The sequence below is a fragment of the Cyclobacterium sediminis genome, assembly GCF_054781075.1.
On the sequence record NZ_BAAGVC010000043.1, the window covers coordinates 302,642 to 321,978 of the forward strand.

Genomic DNA, 19,337 nt, shown 5'->3' on the forward strand with positions numbered 1-19,337 from the left:
ATATTGACAAAATGACAGTTTAAAACTGTCATTTTGTACTTTTAAGTCCTTTTGAAATTAAAATTTGGAATGGTTTTGGATTGAATTATTTTATTCAAAAGATTAGGTGAGTTATTGATAAGCATCTTTGGTGTCATTTAATATTCCGAGGAATGTTTTTTATCAGGTTCTTGTGGTTTTTTTGCCAATGTGATAAGTTTGACTGCGTTCTTTCGAAAAAAAAGTCAAAAGGTTGTATAAAGGTTCAACCTTTTGACCTGACATCCTGTTAATAATATACAAGAGGTTAACTGCTTTGATTTGAATGAATGTATGGATTATTTGGTTACCTTTATTTAATGTAGAATAAGTTGGAAGAAATTTCTGTTTTTATGTTAAATGCTGTTAAATACTAAACCTAAAAGACAAGTGGCATCGTTTTAGAAGTGATTTTAGTATAAAATACTAGGTATTAATTGATGTAAATTAAAAGAAAGGTATACAATGAATAGAAAACAATTTTTCCTTGGGATCGTGCTTGCTTCTTTAATTGGAGGCTTGGTGGCTGTACTTGGCGTTGGGTTATTGCAACCCAACCAAGAAACATCTACGAATTTTACAGAAAAGCAAAATGCTAGTTTGGTTAATTGGCTTAATGATGAAAATTTTGTGGTTCCTGAAGGGATTAATTTCGTAGCATCTGCAGCTCAGGTTACGCCGGCTGTAGTGCATGTAAGAAGTACAGTTACGGTTAGTAGAGGTCAGCAGGGAGTGGATCCAATGGAAGAATTATTTGGTTTTAGATCTCCCAGAGGTGAGTCTACACCCAGAGAAGGAAGAAGTTCGGGTTCCGGAGCAGTGATTTCGGAGGATGGTTATATAGTCACCAATAACCATGTAATAGAAAACGCCACTAAGGTGGAAATTACTTTGGAAGATAACCGAAGGTTTACTGCAAGGGTAATAGGAGCAGACCCTACGACAGACCTTGCATTATTAAAAATTGACGCCAACAACCTTCCATATATTCCATTTGGGGATTCAGACCAAGCACAGATTGGTGAATGGGTGCTGGCTGTAGGAAATCCTTATGAATTGAATTCAACGGTAACCGCAGGGATAATAAGTGCTAAATCCAGGAATATTGGCATATTAAGGGATGAGAATAACCTACAGGTAGAATCCTTTATCCAAACCGATGCTGCGGTTAACCCCGGTAACTCCGGAGGTCCCTTGGTTAATCTAAATGGGGAAATTGTTGGGATTAACACAGCAATAGCTTCCAGAACCGGAGGTTTTAGCGGTTATTCTTTTGCCGTTCCAAGTAGCATCGCCAAGAAAGTAATGGATGACTTGTTGGAGTTTGGTGCTGTCCAGAGAGGTTTGTTAGGAGTGACCATACAAGATGTCAGTGCAGACCTTGAAGAGAATCTTGGAGAAGATATCAAGGCTGACAGAGGAGTGTATGTTGTTGAAGTAAGAGAAGGCAGTGGTGGTGAAGATGCCGGTTTGAAAAGTGGAGACGTCATCATAGGGGTAGATGGTGTAGATACCTATACTACTTCCTCTCTACAGGAAAGAGTAGCCAGAAAACGTCCGGGAGATAAGGTTGTGGTTAAATTCCTTAGAGATGGCAAGGAAATGGAAACGACTGCTACACTTAAGAACACTTCAGGCGACACTAAAGTAGTGGTTAAAGTGCTTCCAAAAATCACTGAATTTGAAGGGGTGGTTTTTGAGGACCTGAAAGTAGATTATCAAGAAAGGCTTGAGTTGGAAGGTGGAGCAACCATTACATCCATAGATAATAAAGCATGGAGAGAAGCAGGTGTGCAAGAAGGTTTTATTATCACAAAAATAGGTAGAACAAAAATACTTAGCGGTGAGGATGTTATCAAAGCACTCAAGAGCTATGAAGGTGAGGAAGTAATTATTTTAGGAGTTTATCCAAATGGTCAACGTTCCTATTACGAATTGGACCTATAACTTCCTAAAAAGTATTGTAATAAAGAATAAAAAGGCTACCAATTGGTAGCCTTTTTATTTAATGTGGTTTTGGGCAAAATTAGTCTATTCTCTTATGGAATTATGTCTTCGAACCATCTCGTCAAGTTCGTCACAAGTAGCACCGATGTAGAAACGGTTTCTGGTTTTGGAGAACAATATATAAAAGTGGCAATCCATAAATAAAAAAAGCCTTTAAGATAAAGGCTTGATGTGGGAGTTGAGGGATTCGAACCTTCCTACAAGTCATACTAAAAAATTGCCATAATAGCTGTATATCCATATATATGCATACATTAATCCACGAAGTGTGACAACTTATGGGGTGGTATGTATCAAATATTAGCCCCACAAATAGCCCCACTAAATTATTTTTTGATATATTTGGTATACATTCAAAGACCGAAAGAAACGGAGGCGACCTTAAGATTTGAACTACGATTGGATACTGTAAACAAGAAAGGGGAGCATCCTCTTATATTGATTCTGAGAATTGCAGGACAACGGAAAAAAGTGGCGACCGGGATTAAATTGTTTCCTGAACTATGGAATATCGAAAGTCAGCAGATTAATAATCTCACAACCAAATTAAAGGATTTTCTCAAAAAGAAGTACGGTGGAGATCTACCAACCAAAAATGAACTTATAAATTATCAGGAGACAATTTATGGGCTAAAAAATCAAGTAGCAGGAATTGAATCTAGATTTGACTATGACGGGGTAACCTACAGTGCTACCATGGTAGTTGAGGCATTGCAAAAAACCAAAACTTCCAAAGTAAAAAAGGAGGATGGTGCGAATCTAATTTACGATCTAATTGACCAGTATATAAAAGAGAATGAGCATACTAGAGCAACTGGAAGCTTGAAGGTATATAAAACGCTGAAAAGGCATTTGCAGAATTACCAGGCTACGACCAACAGATTATTCGGCCAGATCAGCTAGACCATGCATTTGTGCACTCATTCCAGAACTTCTTAATTAATTGGGAAGAGGTTCATATAACAACTTCCACGGTCCGAAGGCTTAATAATATCACGATTGCAAAACAACTAACCACGCTCAAAGCTCTACTTAATTATGCGAAAAGAAATGGGGTTGAAATTAGCAACGGATATAAAGATTTTATCACCAAGCGTGAGAAACTTGAAGTAATTGCATTGACCCAAAATGAACTTGATGGACTTTTTAATCTGGATCTGAGCAAGGATAAGCGGCTGGATCAGGTTCGGGATGTTTTTTGCTTTAGCTGTGTAACAGGATTCAGATACTCAGATCTTGAGCAATTGAGGAGAGAAAACATCAAAGAAAGGGAAATAAGACTTACAATAAAAAAAACAAAGGAGGCCTTAATTGTTCCATTAAACGTCTATTCTAAATTGATCCTTGAAAAATATAAGGAGCGAGCGTATCCTATTCCTGTTATATCCAACCAGAAGTTTAACAAATACATCAAAGAGCTGTGCGAAAAGGCCGAGATAAACGAGCCGCTAGAAATAATTCGATTCAGGGGAGCGGAAAAAGTATCCAAAAACTACCCTAAATATAAAGTCATCAGCGCCCACACTGGACGTAAAACCTTTGCCACTCTCTCCCTGGAAAAAGGGATTCCCGCTGAAACGGTTATGAAGATAACAGGCCATGCAGATTACAAAAGTTTCCAACGGTATGTAAAAGTTACGGAAGAAAGAAAAAGAAACGAGATGCAGAAAGCCTGGGGAGCCCCATAAAAAAAGCTAAAAATTGAACCCAGGTAAAAACCGCCGCCGCCGTCGAGTTCCTTGCCGTTAAACCTGTAACCCGAAGTCAGTAGACAGGTATTAAATAATGATCAACCAACTTAACTTCATAAATCACCAATAGTTGAGTTATTTTGGGTCGAATTTTATATTTATATAGCTATATGTTTTACCATCTTTAACATAAATTATATTTAACTTTTTATTAAAAGGTATTATTAGCATATCTAGACTATTGAATTCATCTGGATAATTTAAAATTCTAAAATCTTCAAATTGATTTGAAAAATGAAGCGAAGCCAAAGGATCAATTTTTTGATTACTTTTCGAATCTATATTTTCCAAATCCTGAATAAAATAATTTATAATTAATTCGCTTTCGCTCACTGATTCTATTTTATCCTTGTTTCTAATATTAAATATGTATTTTAATAGCTTGCCCTGTCCCGGGAATTTAGCGGCACGCCGTTGTTAAACCATTGGTATTCGGATTTCGGACTGATCCCCCGGTCAATGGCCGTCATAAAGACCTGGGTCTGGGCGGACAGTTTGTTGGTTGTTTTGGTTGCGTCCACCAAGTCCTGAATCCCGTATGAGGAAGTATGGTCAATTAGATAATGAAATTGTTCTAGCGTCATATTTTATTTCGGTTTAGAACACTAATCACCAATTTCTTCACCGTGTCCATTTCCTCAGGTTTGCTTGATGCGATAAACAAAGTTAAGCTAGCCAATGCATCATTGCTGATAATTGAATTCCCTTCTCTATTATGCAATAGGTTATTTGACTGTAAAAAGAGAAGAAAACAAGCTGCGGCAATCCTTTTGTTGCCATCAACGAAACCATGGTTTTTTACAATTAGGTAAAGAAGCATTGCAGCTTTCTCTTCTAAGGTTGGGTAGAAGTCCTCTTCGCCAAAGCCTTTGCCGATTTGTGAAATGGCACTCTCAAAGCTTTCGTCCTTTTCTTTTCCAAAAACGCCCGACTCAAACTCGGACTTCATAGATGAGATTACATGTTGGTAATCCGATAGTTCGGGATAATTAGCCGTTCTCTTACTTAAACCTTTTGTATCTAGATTTTCATGATCGTAATCGTCCAGCAATTCCAGTCCTTTCGCAAAATGGTTCAGCCAATCCAGGTTTTGATTATTAGCTTTATGTTCTACTGCCCGGCTTAAGATCCTAATTCCGTCCTTAAGCGTTTGGACTTCCTTTTGCTTTTGTGCCAATCTTTTTTCATTGATGACGTAGCCCTGCACGAGGTAGTCTTTGAGTCGCTGGGTGGCCCATTGGCGAAATTGCGTGCCTTGTGCAGATTTGACCCGGTAGCCAACTGATATAATTACATCAAGATTATAGTGGTCTACTTGGTAGGATTTTCCGTCTAATGCAGTTGTCGCAAAATTTGCGACAACTGCATCCTTTTCTAATTCACCATCATTGAAAACGTTATTGATATGTTTTCCTATAGTTTTTACATCTCTCCCGAAAAGGACAGCCATCTGATTTCTGTTTAGCCAAACAGATTCTTTCTCAACCAGAACTTCAATTTGAGTCTGGCCATCACTTCCTTGGTAGATTTCGATTTTACTTTCCATGATTTTTGAGTATTCCCTAAATTCTGCAATCTCCATGTTTTTCATCAATTTTGGGAGCTATTTCCAAATTTAACTAATTTGGCGCTGACTTGGAGGCTGTAAAACTAACACCTTAAACCTACTGGCTTCTATAACCTGCGGGCTAAAAAATCCGAGTTGCGAGGATTTTTCTTCTCCCATCTCCCTTACAAAGCCGTAGTTAAGGCGATGGGCGAGTCGGTGTTTGGTTGAAAAAAAACCATTAGGTTTTCTCAGACAAACACACAACTTGCAAGGACTGCGCACAACGGATTTATGGTTGTCCAAAAAGGAATTTTCCGGTTTGTAGATTGAATTCAATGAACGGCTTTCGAATTGTAATTTAGTTGAATAATTATTTTTTTATCTATATAAAAATAAATATACGTATGAAAATATCTACCTATTGAATTAGAACAATTGGTCTTGATGACGGTAATTCCAGTATCCCCGGTTTTTTCCGCTAGGGAAATATCCAACTGGTGAAGAAAAAAGGAGGATCCGTTTACGGAGGCTATTTCCCTAATCGCATCCGAAATTGCGTATTCATCTTTAGAACCAGATAAAATAAGGATTTTTGCCGTTGTTTCAATCCATCCATAAATTTGTGGCCGGATCTACTTTAAATGAAGGGAGCTTTTCCTCACGGTATAGGGAAAGGTAAAAGCAATAACCCTCTTTCACTTTGCTGGATCTAATCCCCAGCTGGTCCAAATTAGGGCCTTGCCCTTCTGTTGTTAAACATGGTATTCATAGTTAAATATTTTATTTTTCGTCAAAACCACCTACTACACCTACTACCTTACTACATATGGTGTTTAATCAATTGATATTCATTAAGGTATATTCTTAAATGTAAAAAGACCATCTTACTACAAATTCCCTTTTTGTAGTAGGGTGTAGTAACTTCTATTATTTTATCTTACTTCAGGTTAATTGATTGATATTCTATTATTTACACCTTGATTGTAGTAAGTAGTAGGTTGATTTCGATTAATATAGTATCCCTTTTCAGGGAAGGTTTGGTGCTCAGACCACCTCCAATGGCACTGGATATATCCCAGCAGTTTAGGTGCTACTCCCCCTTCGACAGGGTATATGTGAATTTACAGGGCTAAAACTGTTTTCTTCTTTTTTCACTCGCAAATACTTCGTTTAGTCTCAGATTGTTCATGAGCGTATTGGGGCATAACGTATCTGATATAGGGGTCTTTATGAAAAAGTATAGACTGGAATTATGAATTTAAACCGGCAGTTGATTGGTTCGTCTAAACTGAAAATTAAACTTATCCGAATTGGAGGAGTTTGTAAATTTGAGATTTCTAAATTAAAAAAACTTAAATTAAAAGCCCCATAACTAGCCCCGCAGTTAAAAAAAAAAGAACCCTAACTATCTAAAATATAGATAATTAGGGTTTCAATCCGTGGGAGTTGAGGGATTCGAACCCCCGACCCTCTGCTTGTAAGGCAGATGCTCTGAACCAACTGAGCTAAACTCCCAATATTTTTTATTATTAATTACTTAAATCTCTCGGTACATTTACCGAATAAATCTTCAATTTACCCAAGTTTTCGAAATTCCGACCCTTCCGATATAAATCGGAATGCTCTGAACCAACTGAGTTAAACTCCCAATATTTTAAATAATTTTGAACTTTTATCCGACCTTTACTTTTAAAGGCTTAATGTGGGAGTTGAGGGATTCGAACCCCCGACCCTCTGCTTGTAAGGCAGATGCTCTGAACCAACTGAGCTAAACTCCCAATATTTTAAACTAGTTATAGGCTATATTTAACCTTTTAATTAGCCCTATTTGGTAAATTAATCTTTCCGAATGAAGTGCGCTTAAAGCAATTTGAAGCGGTAAATCACCCGATTTGGATTGCAAATGTAGCGTTAAATTTTTATGTTGCAAAAATAAACTTAGTTTTTTTCCAATTAAAATTGTTGTTGTCCAGTAATACAATTGGTTTCAATTTAAAGTTGGATATGGATTGTAAAGCGATATATAAAAAGCAAGCCCTTACGAAAATTGGAACAATATCTTTTCACATCTGAACTTGCTTTCTTCCATGATTTTGAGCCATCTTTTCACTTGGTCTTCAAGAGAATTATTTACATTGATGCAGTTTTTCATCTCTTGCTTGATTAAAGACACAAGGATATAAAAAAACTAAGGTGGAGGAATCCATAATATTTACCGGATTGTTTTCCACCATCAAAAACCGTTTTTATATCGGAACGACCTGTGATGATTTTAAAGAAAGGGTTCCCAAACATTACTCCAACCAAAAAAAAAGCTTTTTAACCCCTGCCTTGCTTAAATTTTTACAATGTTCGCTTAATCCTATAAAAGGTAGCTTTTTTTCCTTTTAAAAAATGTATGTAACTTATCCGCGAGGAGGGAGTCAAATAGCGTTTGCCTGAATATTTTCCTTCAGTAGAAAGGAAACTAAGTTTCAGTAAAGATTACATTATCAAGAAATTTTCAACCTAAAGAAGGATCAATTAAGAGGGTTATATTTTTCCGGAAAATTTCCTAGAATTGTTGATTTCAATGCTGTATACAAATCATTACTTTAATCAATGAAAGTTGAAAAGGATCTTATTCTTGAGTTAAAGAAAGGGAATAGTGATGCCCTATCTATGATTTATGATCAATATTATGAAAGCCTTTATTATTATTTATTGAAGTTTACTCGGCAGGAAGATTTGGCGCAGAATGCTGTGCAGGATTTATTTGTGGACCTATGGGCATCAAGATCAAAGTTAGGTGAAATTAAATCCCTCAAAGGGTATCTTTTTGTGTCGGGGAAACGGAAGTTATATCATCTGCTACAGTCCAACAAAAAAAAGCAACGCTTTGGTGGGGCGTATTCCGATGAGGTAGAGGGAATCTTCTTCCAATATTCACAAGAAGATTTTTTAGTAGAAGTAGAAACCAATGAGCAAAGGAAGGATAGGCTTTTAAAAGCGATAAATGGTCTTCCATCTCGCCAGAAAGAAGCTATTTATTTGCGTTATTATGAAAAATTAAGCATTGAGGAAATCAGTCAAATCCAAGGGATTGCTTACCAGTCTGTACTTAATAATTTACAAAGAGCACTTCAAGCATTACGCGCTAACCCGTTAATTGGCAGTCTATTTGAATGGGTTCTGCTTGCATTTTTTTGTTTGATGTAAAATTAATTTTAATTTTTCCCAATTTTTTTGAGTATCTGACCCTTGAATGAGTCTCTTTATATAAAAGCCTGTGATGTAGGCTGATTTTATTAAAAGACCGAATATTCTAAAAATTGAAAAAATCCAAACCAATATTTGACGACCTGAGGAAAGAAACAGAAAATCCTGTCAAGGTTTCTTTTGCCAATCGCTCGCTGTCGAAAACTGTCCTTGCCCAAGAAAAAAGCAAATTACTGCAAAGGATAGCAACCGATGAAGCAGGCCTTGAGACTAAATATGTTGCCATGGAAAATTGGAAAGCCATTATTTTTAGGTATGCAGCAGCAGCTGTGATTTTAGTTGTAAGCTTGGTGGCTGTCATTAGTATTGATAAGGTAAGTCATCAAACGGCCTACGGAGAGGTGGCAAGTGTTCAATTACCGGACGGAACTAAGGTAACACTCAATGGAAACTCTTTATTAGAGTACTCCCGTTTTTATTGGTGGTTTTTAGAGGAAAGGAAGGTTTCTTTGAATGGAGAGGCCTTTTTCGATGTGGTCAAACAAAAAACAAAAGATGGCGATTTGAAATTTCAGGTTTTTACCGAGCACTTAAAGGTGGAAGTTTTGGGAACAGAATTTAACGTAATTGACAGGGCTAATCAAGAGGTGGTAGTATTGGAAGAGGGGAGTGTACAGGTTAGTATTTTATCTACTGAGACCACTATACCTTTAATCCCGGGAGAGTACATGAGTTATGATAAAATGAATTTTAAGGTGGAACATGGCTCAGTTGTAACAGAAGGCTACACCTCTTGGAAGGACAATTATATTGTTTTGGACAACAAAACCTTAGGAGACCTGGCTCAGATTATCAATACAGTTTACGGAAAGAAAGTAGTCTTTAAAAAGAATTCAGACAAGGAAATAATCCTTCAAGGAAAAGTCCCTTCAAATGAAATCAATGTTTTGATACAAGCCTTAAGATTGGCAACAAACCTAAGAATACATATGGAAGGAGATACGGTTTTTGTCAACTGAGACAAACTCAAATAGTGCAAAACTCAATTAATATTAACAATAAAAACCCAATTTATGAGAAATTATTATTACACCATAGCCTTGCTGCTGTGCTTGTTTTATTTAGGAAACAACCAATATTCCTTAGGGCAGGAGTTGCTTTCTTATAATGAATTTGACAACCAAAAACAGCCGAATAAAACAGCAAAAACCATGACTTTTAAAAAGGCCATGGAGCAATTTGGAGACCATTATGGGATTTCATTTTTGTATCGCAAAGATTTATTGGATCACCAATTGGTCAATTCTCCTTCTTTATCAGGAGATAGGGAGAAGGGTCTTGAAGAATTGCTTGCACCATTAGGGGTGAGCTATAAAGAATTGCGGAAAGATTATATCGTTATTTTTTCAAGTGAAGAAATAATTGGGAAGGAGGAAGATGAACTTGATCATTCCCAGCTGCGCTTTGATACAGTGATCAAAGGCGTAATTACTGAAGAAAGTGGTGAGCCTCTTCCCGGGGCCACGATAATGGTGAAAGGAACCAATATTGGTACTGTAACTGACCTGGATGGTGCTTATAGTATCACCATTCCTAACAATGTAGAAAATCCGGTCTTAGAGTTTTCTTTTATTGGCTTTAGTCCGCAAGAAGTAGCCGTTGGGACACAAACAGAAATAAATGTCACTTTATCTGATAACCTTGCTTCTCTGAATGAAGTGGTGGTTATTGGTTATGGGGCAGTAAAGAAGAGTGACCTAACAGGGGCTGTATCATCTGTTAAGGCCAGTGAAATTCAGCAAACTCCTATCACCTCGATTGACCAAGGACTTGTTGGTCGTGCCTCGGGAGTCATGGTTACCCAAACATCAGGAATGCCCGGAGCTGTCGCTTCTATACGAATTCGTGGTTCCAGTTCACTTCAAGGTGGGAATGAACCATTGTATGTAATTGATGGGTTTCCGGTTTATAGCGGGTCAGGTTTTGGGGAAACAGGAGGCAATGCTCGGATGAGCGGTTTGTCCACCATCAACCCTGCAGATATTGAGTCTATTGAAATACTAAAAGATGCTTCTGCGACGGCAATTTATGGAGCAAGAGCTGCCAATGGGGTGGTTTTGATTACAACGAAGAGTGGTAAAGAAGGGCGTGATCAGGTTTCCTTTGATGCATATTATGGTGTACAAAAAGTGGTTCAGAAAATTGACGTGATGAATGCATTCGATTATGCTACTTTGGTCAATGAGGCTTACACCAACGATGGCTTAAGCCCTGTGTATGGTGCTGATAAGATGGCTGAACTTCAGGCCAACCCGAAAGGTACAGATTGGCAAGAAGAGATATTTAGAGCTGCGCCTGTGCAGAATTATCAGTTGTCATTTTCCGGTGGTGATAAAAAGACCAACTATGCAGTATCAGGAAATTATTTTAACCAAGAAGGAGTCATTATCAATTCGGGTTTTAAACGCTATTCCGGTAGAGTTAATATCGCAAGGAATATAAGCAATAAGTTTAAGGTAGGTACCAATTTTAATGTAAGCAAAACCTTGTCGAATGCCGTGCCAACAGATGCTGGTGGATCCGGAGGTGTGGTGACAGGCGCCATGAAGTTTAACCCAATTTTACCGGTGTACACTAACCAAGAACTAGGAATATATACCCAGGTTAACAGCCCGGGAATTATCTACCCAAACCCTGTTGCTTCTGCCCTCGAACAAGTGAGGGAAAGTGCCATGTTACGGGTATTGGGGAATATTTTCGGTGAATATGAATTTGTCCCAAACCTAGTGGGGAAAGTTTCCTTCGGTACTGATCTCGTAAATACCAAGTTTGATACATTTATTCCTACGAGTATTTTTGAGTCCAATGGTATCGCAAAAGCTACTGTCAATGGTGGGTATACAACGAATTGGTTGAACGAAAACACCTTGAGTTGGAATAAAAAAATCAATGATATGCATAGTGTTTCTCTCTTGGGAGGCATTACTTTTCAGAAGAATTTCTATGAAAGTTTAAGGGCTTCTTCTCAGGATTTTGTAAACAACTCCTTGGAAGAAAATGCTTTAGGTTCTGGTTCAGTTTACAACCAGCCTGGCTCATCTAAAACTGAATGGAGTTTGGTTTCCTATCTGGGTAGAGTCAATTATAACTTTAATGAGAAATATTTACTTTCCTTAAATGGACGGATAGACGGATCCTCCAGGTTTGGTGAGAATAACAAGTATGCATTTTTTCCTTCCGGAGCATTGGCTTGGAGAGCGATTGAGGAAGATTTTATTCAAAATATGAATACCTTCTCCAATCTTAAAGCAAGAGTGAGTTATGGTGTTACGGGCAACCAAGAGATCGGTTTGTACAACTCATTGCCTACCTTAACGAATACTACTTACACTATCGGAAGAACATTGGCAACAGGTTTTTATCCCAATTCAATCCCTAACCCCAATTTGAGATGGGAGAAAACCTCGCAATTTGACTTCGGATTGGATTTTGGCTTTTTTGATGAGCGATTAAGGTTTACAACCGATTATTATTTCAAAAAAACCATCGATTTGATTTATAATGTGGCTGTGCCTTATGTTTCCGGCTTTGGCTCCTCCTTACAAAATATAGGAAGTATTCAAAACCAAGGGGTAGAGCTAATGATTGGTGCAGATATCTTGGCTCAAACTGAATTGAAGTGGACCTCATCCTTTAACATCTCTTTCAATCGTAATAAAGTATTAGAATTGGGTGGTGAAAGTTATAAGGATGTTGGAGGGGGAGACGGCCATTTAAAAACCGGTTCAGTCCACCGTTTAATTGTTGGCCAGCCCATTGGTTTGTTTTATGGGTATGTTTCAGATGGCATCATCCAAAATGCCGAAGAACTGGCTGCCGGACCAGTAGGGCCCACCAACTGGGTTGGAGGAAGAAGGTATTTGGATATCAGTGGACCAAATGGCGTTCCTGATGGAGTAGTCAATGCCACTTACGACAGGGCAATTATTGGAGATCCAAACCCTGATTTTTTTGGTGGATTTACCAATACCATATCCTATAAAGGGTTTGAATTGAATGCCTTTACACAGTTTTCATATGGTGCAGATATTTTTAATTACAACGCCATGGAATTAGAGTTGCCTTCAGGAGGACAGAATGTTTACAGTGATTTAGTCAACAGGTGGACACCAAGCAATCCGAGTGATGTATATCCCAAGGCCACTACCAATAGGTCAGCAGTATTTAGTGATGTATTCATGGAAGATGGATCCTATCTAAAAATCAAAACCCTAACCTTGGGTTACACTTTTCCTGCTTCTGAAATCAAGGCATTAAGTGGGTTAAAGTTATACATTACAGGTCAAAACCTATTTACTTTCACCAACTATTCCGGATATGATCCGGAAGTAAGTTACCGTGGGGCAACCAACCTTCAGTTAGGAGAAGATTTTGGAGGCTACCCACAGTCCAGAACTTTTATGATAGGGGCCAAAATTAACTTCCAATAAATCGCAAATAAACATGAAAAATATAAAACACATAGCATTTCTTTTTCTAATCTTAAGTTCGTCATCATGTATGGATGAGTTCTTGAAAGAGTCACCGGAGGATAGATTCGTCATCGGAAATTTTTACAGTAGTCAGTCCGATGCAGAAGCGGCCGTGACAGCTGTTTATAGAAAACTCTATGACATTTATGAACGAAATATGTTCATTTTGAATGATCTCCCTGCGGATACCGAAAAAAATGGTTTGGGAATGCCCAATCAATACCTTCAAAACCTTGAATACTTGAGGCACACCTCAGAAAACCAATTTACCCGTACCATGTGGCAACAAAATTATGATGGAATTGCCAGAGCAAATATCGCTATTATTAATATTCCTGGTATAGAGATGGATGAAACAGTAAAAGCCAGGCTGATTGGAGAGGCTAAATTTTTGAGAGCCTTGTATTATTTCAATTTGGTTCGTTTCTATGGAGATGTGCCGCTTATTTTAAAGCTAGAATCAGTAGAAGATGCCTTAGGGCCCAGGGTTGGAAGTGCTGAGGTTTATCAACAAATTATCAATGACCTGATGGATGCAGAGAGTAGCTTACCTGAAATTTACGCAGAAAATAATATAGGAAGAGCCACTAAGGGAGCTGCCAAAATTCTATTGGGGAAGGTTTACCTGACCATGAAAGATTTCAATAAATCAGCAGAGAAATTGGCCGAGGTAATCAATAATGAAGGAGATTATGGGTATGGTTTGCATGAAGATTATCGGGACAATTGGCGGCCGGGTACGGAGACCGGAAAAGAAATGGTTTTTGGAATTGAGTTTATGGACCCCCCGGGGAATGGGAATTCTGCCATGGTGCTGCAAGGGCCAAAGTATTCTTTACCCGGAGGATTTGCTGTTTTAGGTTTGGTCAATTCAAATGAAGCGGATATACCAACAAGAGATCTTTATGACAGGTATACTGAAGATGATGAAAGGAAAGGCGGAACATTTAGAACTGATTTTGTAAGCCTTCTTGATGGCTCGGTTCACACCGCTACCATTCCAATTTTCACAAAATATTGGGAAGAAAATGAAAGCAATCCAGGCAATAGCGATGCCAATATGAATGTGATTCGTTATGCAGATGCTTTGTTGATGTACGCTGAGGCATTGAACGAAATTGGGCAGACCGAGGAAGCTGCAATCCCTCTCAATAGGGTGATGGAAAGGGCCTATAATTCAACATCGCACAATGTTTCCGGGCTTAGCCCAGACGATATGAGAACCCTTATCTATGAGGAACGACACAAAGAATTGGCCATGGAAGGACATCGTTGGTTTGACTTGGTTAGAACAGGCAGGTTTATTCAACGGATGAAAGACCATGCTGCCTATGAAGCAAGTGTTGCTGAATCAAACAAGGTGGAATTGGCTCAAAATATTAAAGACCATATGGTTTTAATGCCCATTCCGCAAAGAGAAATTGATTTAAATCCAGAACTTACCCAAAACCCCGGGTATTAGTCTTATCCCAATTTAAGAGAGTGCATACCCTTGCACTCTCTTTTCTTTCACCCATCGAAATTATGTATAAGAAGTTTTTGTATTCCGTTGCCTTTATCGGTCTGTTTTCACATTCTCTTGTATGGAGCCAAGAAGCTGAACATCCTAATATTGTATTGATTTATGCAGATGACTTGGGGTATGGTGATTTAGGAAGTTATGGAGCACTTGATTTTGAGACGCCTAACCTCGATAAGTTAGCCAATGAAGGCATGCGTTTCACCAACTTTGAAGTGGCTCAGGCTGTTTGTAGTGCATCCAGAGCAGGTATCATGACAGGCACTTACCCTAACCGGATCGGTTTAAGTGGGGCATTAAATCCACATGCCAGCATCGGACTAAATCCTGAGGAGGAAACGCTAGCCGAGTTGGTGAAAAGAGCTGGTGATTATAAAACAGCCATATTTGGAAAATGGCATTTGGGTCACCTTAGGCCCTTTCTTCCCTTGCAGCAAGGGTTTGATGAATTTGTAGGCCTTCCCTATTCCAACGACATGTGGAAGTGGACCTATGACATGCATTTGGCAACTCCGGAAACCCACGCAAGGAAAGCAAGTTATCCCGAACTACCGCTTTTGGAAGGAAATGGCACCAGAGCTTATATTAAAGATCTGGAGGATCAGGCAAATTTAACAAGCCTATATACAGAAGAAGCTACAAGGTTTATAAGAGAAAATAAATCGGGTCCTTTTTTATTGGTCGTACCTCACTCCATGCCCCATGTGCCTCTGGCAGTGTCGGGAAAATTTAGAGGGAGAAGTAAACAAGGCTTGTACGGAGATGTGATCATGGAAATAGATTGGTCGGTTGGAGAAATAGTCAAAGCCTTGGATGAAAATGAATTGTCTGAAAATACCATTGTAATTTTCACTTCTGACAACGGCCCTTGGCTAAACTTTGGTGATCATGCAGGCTCTGCAGGAGGTTTAAGAGAAGGTAAAGGAACTAGTTTTGAAGGTGGTCAAAGGGTTCCCTGTATTGTAAAATGGCCGAGGAGGATCCCTGCAGGAACAATTAATAATAAATTGGCCTCGACAATTGATTTTTTCCCGACTTTTGCGGAAATTTTGCAAGTGCCTTTACCGAAGAGAAAAATTGATGGGGTAAGTATTTTGGAACTTTGGGAAAACAAACCCGGAGCCAATCCAAGAAAAACTTTTAATTACTACTACCAAAAAAATGCCTTAGAAGCCATTAGGAAAGACAACTGGAAGCTGGTTTTTCCACATGTGCACAGAACCTATGAAGGGTCTTCATCAGGAAAAAATGGTGTGAATGGAGGGACGAAGCAGGTTAAATCAGAAATGGCCTTATACGATCTTAGAAGAGATCCCGGAGAACGTTATGATGTTCAGAATGAAAATCCTGAAATTGTAGCCGAATTATCAGCTTTGGCCAATAAAGTACGAGAAGACCTTGGTGATGACTTGCTAGAGATTACCGGGAAAAATCGAAGAGAACCAGGAAGAGTTAAAACAAATTAAACAATAAACGAAATGAATTTTTGTAAACTTAAAATAGTCTTTTACATCGTAGCGCTTACTTATTTCGCCATGGCATGTAATACCAAAGAGTCGCAAGATGAAAATGAAAAACCACCCAATATTTTATTCATCATGTCAGATGACCATGCATATCAGGCCATTAGTGCCTATGGGCATGGATTGAATGAAACTCCTAACATAGACAGAATAGCCAGTGAAGGGGCCATCTTTACAAGAGCTACTGTGACCAACTCCATTTGTGCGCCTAGTAGAGCCGTATTACTAACCGGTAAACACAGCTTTATCAATGGTAAGGTAGACAATGTGCAGCCTTTTAACTGGGATCAAGATAATTTCCCAAAGCTATTACAAGCCAATGGTTATCAAACTGCTTTGATTGGAAAGATTCACTTGGATGGATTGCCTCAGGGCTTTGACTATTCCATGGTGCTTCCCGGTCAAGGACATTATTACAATCCCGATTTTCTTGTAGATGGGGAAAGAAAAAGGTTTGAAGGATATGTAACCGACATTACTACAGATGAAGCATTGAAATGGTTGAAAAGCGGAAGGGACCAAGACAAACCTTTTGCATTGATGTACCACCAAAAAGCACCTCACAGAAACTGGAAGCCTGCTGAGGAATACCTGACCTTGTATGACGACAAAGACTTTACCCCACCCGCAAATTTTTATGACCAGGAAACCAATTATGCAAATAGAGGCACTGCGGCCAAAACCCAGGAAATGGAAATTGACGGGCATGCGCAGTGGGGACATGATTTTAAGATGGTGGTAGATCCCTATGGTGACAGTACCGGCTTTAGTAATGAGTTAAAGCGTTTCAATCCGGATCAATTGGCCAAATGGAAAGCCGCCTATGATCCTAAAAATGAAGCCTTCTTAAAGGCCTTTGGTCAAGGGGATGAGTCTACTTTTAGTGATGCAAAAAAGAAAGAAATTGCACATTGGAAATTTAACCGCTACATTAAAGATTACCTGAGAACCATTAAATCTGTGGACGATGGAGTAGGAGAGGTGTTGGATTATTTAGAAGCTAACGGTTTGGCCGAAAACACCATTGTGGTGTATACCTCAGACCAAGGATTTTACCTGGGTGAACATGGTTGGTTTGACAAGCGATTTATGTATGAGCAATCTTTCAGAACGCCTTTGTTGGTGCGTTACCCTAAGGAAATTAAACCCGGCACCACAATTGACAAGCTGGTGCAGAATTTAGATTTTGCGCCTACTTTTCTAGATTATGCCGGAATTGATGCCCCTCAAGAAATGCAAGGGGAGTCTTTCCGAAAACTGGTGAGTGGGGAATCAGGAGAGTGGCGTGATGCCGTTTATTATACCTATTATGAATATCCTTCTGTACATATGGTAAAACGTCACTATGGGGTGGCTACCGACCGGTACAAGTTGATGCATTTTTATTATGATATTGATGAATGGGAAATGTATGACTTAAAAGAGGATCCTATGGAAATGAACAATATTTACGATGATCCGGATCATGCAGAGGTAAGGACCATGATGCATGAAAGATTGGTTGAGTTAAGGGAAAAATATGGAGATAGTGATGCCAATGATAAAAAATTCCTGGAAGCCTATCTGGAAGCTAGAAAAAAATAAAAAGACTGAAAAAAATTCTTTAGATAGTCCGAAGGCCCCAATCAACGGTTATAATCCAATGATTGGGGCTTTTATATTTATCCTTTGGGAGAAGCAAGAAAAGGGTTAATTTTAGGTTTTACCTCAATTAAACCCGAAATATGCAATAGACATTCTATTACGTGCTGAAATGGCTTTAAAATCAACCACTTCGTTGCTGTTTTCAATTTCACCATAGCGGTGCTATGCTAAAATTTCCAAACAGTCTGATTTTCTTGCGATTGCAACACTCCCTGAGAAAGTTCAGGACAGGCATTACGAATCCTATTACATAATCCGGATTAAAACCTGCTGTAAACAAAATTCAGTTAATTTAATAAAGTCAAATTCAATGCGCATCAAGCAAATTTTACTGTTATCGGTATTGGTTGTCGCCTTTCTCTGTGCAAGTACCAAACCAAAGTCTACAAGCAATCAAAGGCTTGGCAGGCCAATCGGTGTGTTGGTTTCCCCCAAAGAACTTTTGCAAATTAAAGAAAAAGCCAATAAAGGAATAGAGCCCTATCACACCAACCGAAATGAGTTTCTAAGCTTTATCGATGACTTAAACAAAGCGTCTGAACAGTGGGAACCACTCCCGGATGAGGTCAAGGTGGTGGGCAGAAGTTCCTCTAACCCTATTCAACTGAGTTCTACCGGAGGCAAACTAGTTTATGGTTTGGCCATCGCTTGGCATCTCACAGGGAATGAATCCTACGCCCAAAAAGCAAAAGGCTTAATTTTAGACCTTAGCTCTACTTACAATTACCAAAATGCAGAGGAACCAAAGTTTGACTGGGGTGCGCAGGGCATACTGAACCTTGCCAGAGGTGGGACACCTTATATTTATGCGGCAGACCTGCTCGAAGGATGGGGCCAATGGACATCGAAGGATAAGCTAACTTACCAGATTTGGTTAAGGGATGTCATGTACAGCAAAGTAGCATGGGCAAGTCGTTATAGGAAAAACAACTGGGGAGTGGCAGGCTCTTTTTCAGCTGCACTCATTGCTTATTATCTGATGGATCATCCTGACTGGAAGCTTGAAGAAATTAGTCCCAAAGCTTTAAGCTTAAGTCCCAAAGAGGCCTTTGCCGCACACAATGCCATGCAGATAGGGCGACAGAAAACGACTGATGATTGGAAGTTAGATGCCAAAGTGAATATTTGGGGGATTTTACCCAATGGTGCGATCCCTGAGGAAATCCGAAGAGGGGATGATCCCATAGATGGTGATTACCTGCCTACTGATGGCAGTGGTACCCATTATACCATGACTTATATCGAGCATCTCACAGCACATGCCGAATTTTTAAGAAGATTGGGTGACCATTCTATTTATGACAATATTGAAAAAGATGGTTCCGGCTCCCTTCTCCAAGCCTATCACTTTGTAATAGATAATCCCAAAGGTACCCACTGTTTTACCCCAAATCGAATCAATGCCTTGTATATGGCTTATGATTATTATAAGGATCCGGCAATGCTTCGCTCCCTCAAAGACTGTGGACCCGGAAATATTTCAGGCCAGCGTTTGGCGCTTTTTGGCAGGTTGACCCATCCTTTATTTTAAATCCGAAATAGGTAATCTATTAACCCCGGTTCGATTTAAATTCTTAAAAATCGGCTACGCCGTCA

At 39.0% G+C, this 19,337-nt stretch carries 12 protein-coding genes and 2 tRNA genes; 10 read left to right on the forward strand and 4 right to left on the reverse strand.

Annotation, left to right across the window (positions count from 1 at the left end):
* Nucleotides 1-483 precede the first annotated feature (483 nt).
* From ACYVHJ_RS21895 to ACYVHJ_RS21905, 3 genes are all read left to right on the forward strand, one after another.
* Complete coding sequence (locus tag ACYVHJ_RS21895; protein WP_339903376.1) at nt 484-1,965, forward strand: Do family serine endopeptidase; 1,482 nt, start codon at nt 484-486, stop codon at nt 1,963-1,965.
* A 348-nt stretch (nt 1,966-2,313) separates the two neighbouring features.
* Entirely contained in the window at nt 2,314-2,928 is a 615-nt protein-coding gene (locus ACYVHJ_RS21900; RefSeq protein ID WP_460519293.1) for a hypothetical protein, read from the forward strand.
* A gap of 11 nt (nt 2,929-2,939) precedes the next feature.
* The gene (locus tag ACYVHJ_RS21905; RefSeq protein WP_460519296.1) at nt 2,940-3,713 is read left to right on the forward strand and encodes a site-specific integrase; all 774 of its coding nucleotides are present in this window, start codon (nt 2,940-2,942) and stop codon (nt 3,711-3,713) included.
* A 138-nt stretch (nt 3,714-3,851) separates the two neighbouring features.
* On the opposite strand, the gene ACYVHJ_RS21910 is transcribed toward ACYVHJ_RS21905, so the two are convergent.
* The 4 genes from ACYVHJ_RS21910 to ACYVHJ_RS21925 all read right to left on the reverse strand — a co-directional run bounded on the left by ACYVHJ_RS21910 (nt 3,852) and on the right by ACYVHJ_RS21925 (nt 7,103).
* A complete protein-coding gene (locus ACYVHJ_RS21910) occupies nt 3,852-4,109 on the reverse strand; it encodes a hypothetical protein (RefSeq protein WP_460519299.1) in 258 nt (85 codons plus the stop codon).
* Between the two features lie 247 nt (nt 4,110-4,356).
* On the reverse strand, nt 4,357-5,358 hold the full coding sequence (gene rhuM, locus ACYVHJ_RS21915) for a RhuM family protein (RefSeq protein ID WP_460519302.1): 1,002 nt from the start codon (nt 5,356-5,358) through the stop codon (nt 4,357-4,359).
* 1,407 nt (nt 5,359-6,765) lie between these two features.
* Nucleotides 6,766-6,840 (reverse strand) — tRNA-Val (locus ACYVHJ_RS21920).
* A gap of 188 nt (nt 6,841-7,028) precedes the next feature.
* Nucleotides 7,029-7,103 (reverse strand) — tRNA-Val (locus ACYVHJ_RS21925).
* Between the two features lie 823 nt (nt 7,104-7,926).
* Between ACYVHJ_RS21925 and ACYVHJ_RS21930 the strand changes: the two genes are divergently transcribed.
* The 7 genes from ACYVHJ_RS21930 to ACYVHJ_RS21960 all read left to right on the forward strand — a co-directional run bounded on the left by ACYVHJ_RS21930 (nt 7,927) and on the right by ACYVHJ_RS21960 (nt 19,272).
* The gene (locus tag ACYVHJ_RS21930; RefSeq protein WP_460519305.1) at nt 7,927-8,523 is read left to right on the forward strand and encodes an RNA polymerase sigma factor; all 597 of its coding nucleotides are present in this window, start codon (nt 7,927-7,929) and stop codon (nt 8,521-8,523) included.
* Between the two features lie 113 nt (nt 8,524-8,636).
* Complete coding sequence (locus ACYVHJ_RS21935) at nt 8,637-9,542, forward strand: FecR family protein (protein WP_460519308.1); 906 nt, start codon at nt 8,637-8,639, stop codon at nt 9,540-9,542.
* Nucleotides 9,543-9,596: 54 nt separating this feature from the next.
* Nucleotides 9,597-13,013, forward strand: coding sequence for a SusC/RagA family TonB-linked outer membrane protein (locus ACYVHJ_RS21940; RefSeq protein ID WP_460519311.1), 3,417 nt, complete (start codon nt 9,597-9,599; stop codon nt 13,011-13,013).
* 13 nt (nt 13,014-13,026) lie between these two features.
* Nucleotides 13,027-14,517 (forward strand): RagB/SusD family nutrient uptake outer membrane protein, encoded by a 1,491-nt coding sequence (locus ACYVHJ_RS21945; protein ID WP_339903442.1) that lies wholly within the window; start codon nt 13,027-13,029, stop codon nt 14,515-14,517.
* A 62-nt stretch (nt 14,518-14,579) separates the two neighbouring features.
* Nucleotides 14,580-16,040, forward strand: a complete 1,461-nt coding sequence (locus ACYVHJ_RS21950) for a sulfatase family protein (RefSeq protein ID WP_460519315.1) — start codon at nt 14,580-14,582, stop codon at nt 16,038-16,040.
* Nucleotides 16,041-16,052: 12 nt separating this feature from the next.
* Nucleotides 16,053-17,681 (forward strand): sulfatase family protein, encoded by a 1,629-nt coding sequence (locus ACYVHJ_RS21955; protein ID WP_460519318.1) that lies wholly within the window; start codon nt 16,053-16,055, stop codon nt 17,679-17,681.
* A 370-nt stretch (nt 17,682-18,051) separates the two neighbouring features.
* Nucleotides 18,052-19,272: an alginate lyase family protein gene (locus ACYVHJ_RS21960; RefSeq protein WP_460519321.1), complete on the forward strand. Its 1,221-nt coding sequence runs from the start codon at nt 18,052-18,054 to the stop codon at nt 19,270-19,272.
* Nucleotides 19,273-19,337 lie beyond the last annotated feature (65 nt).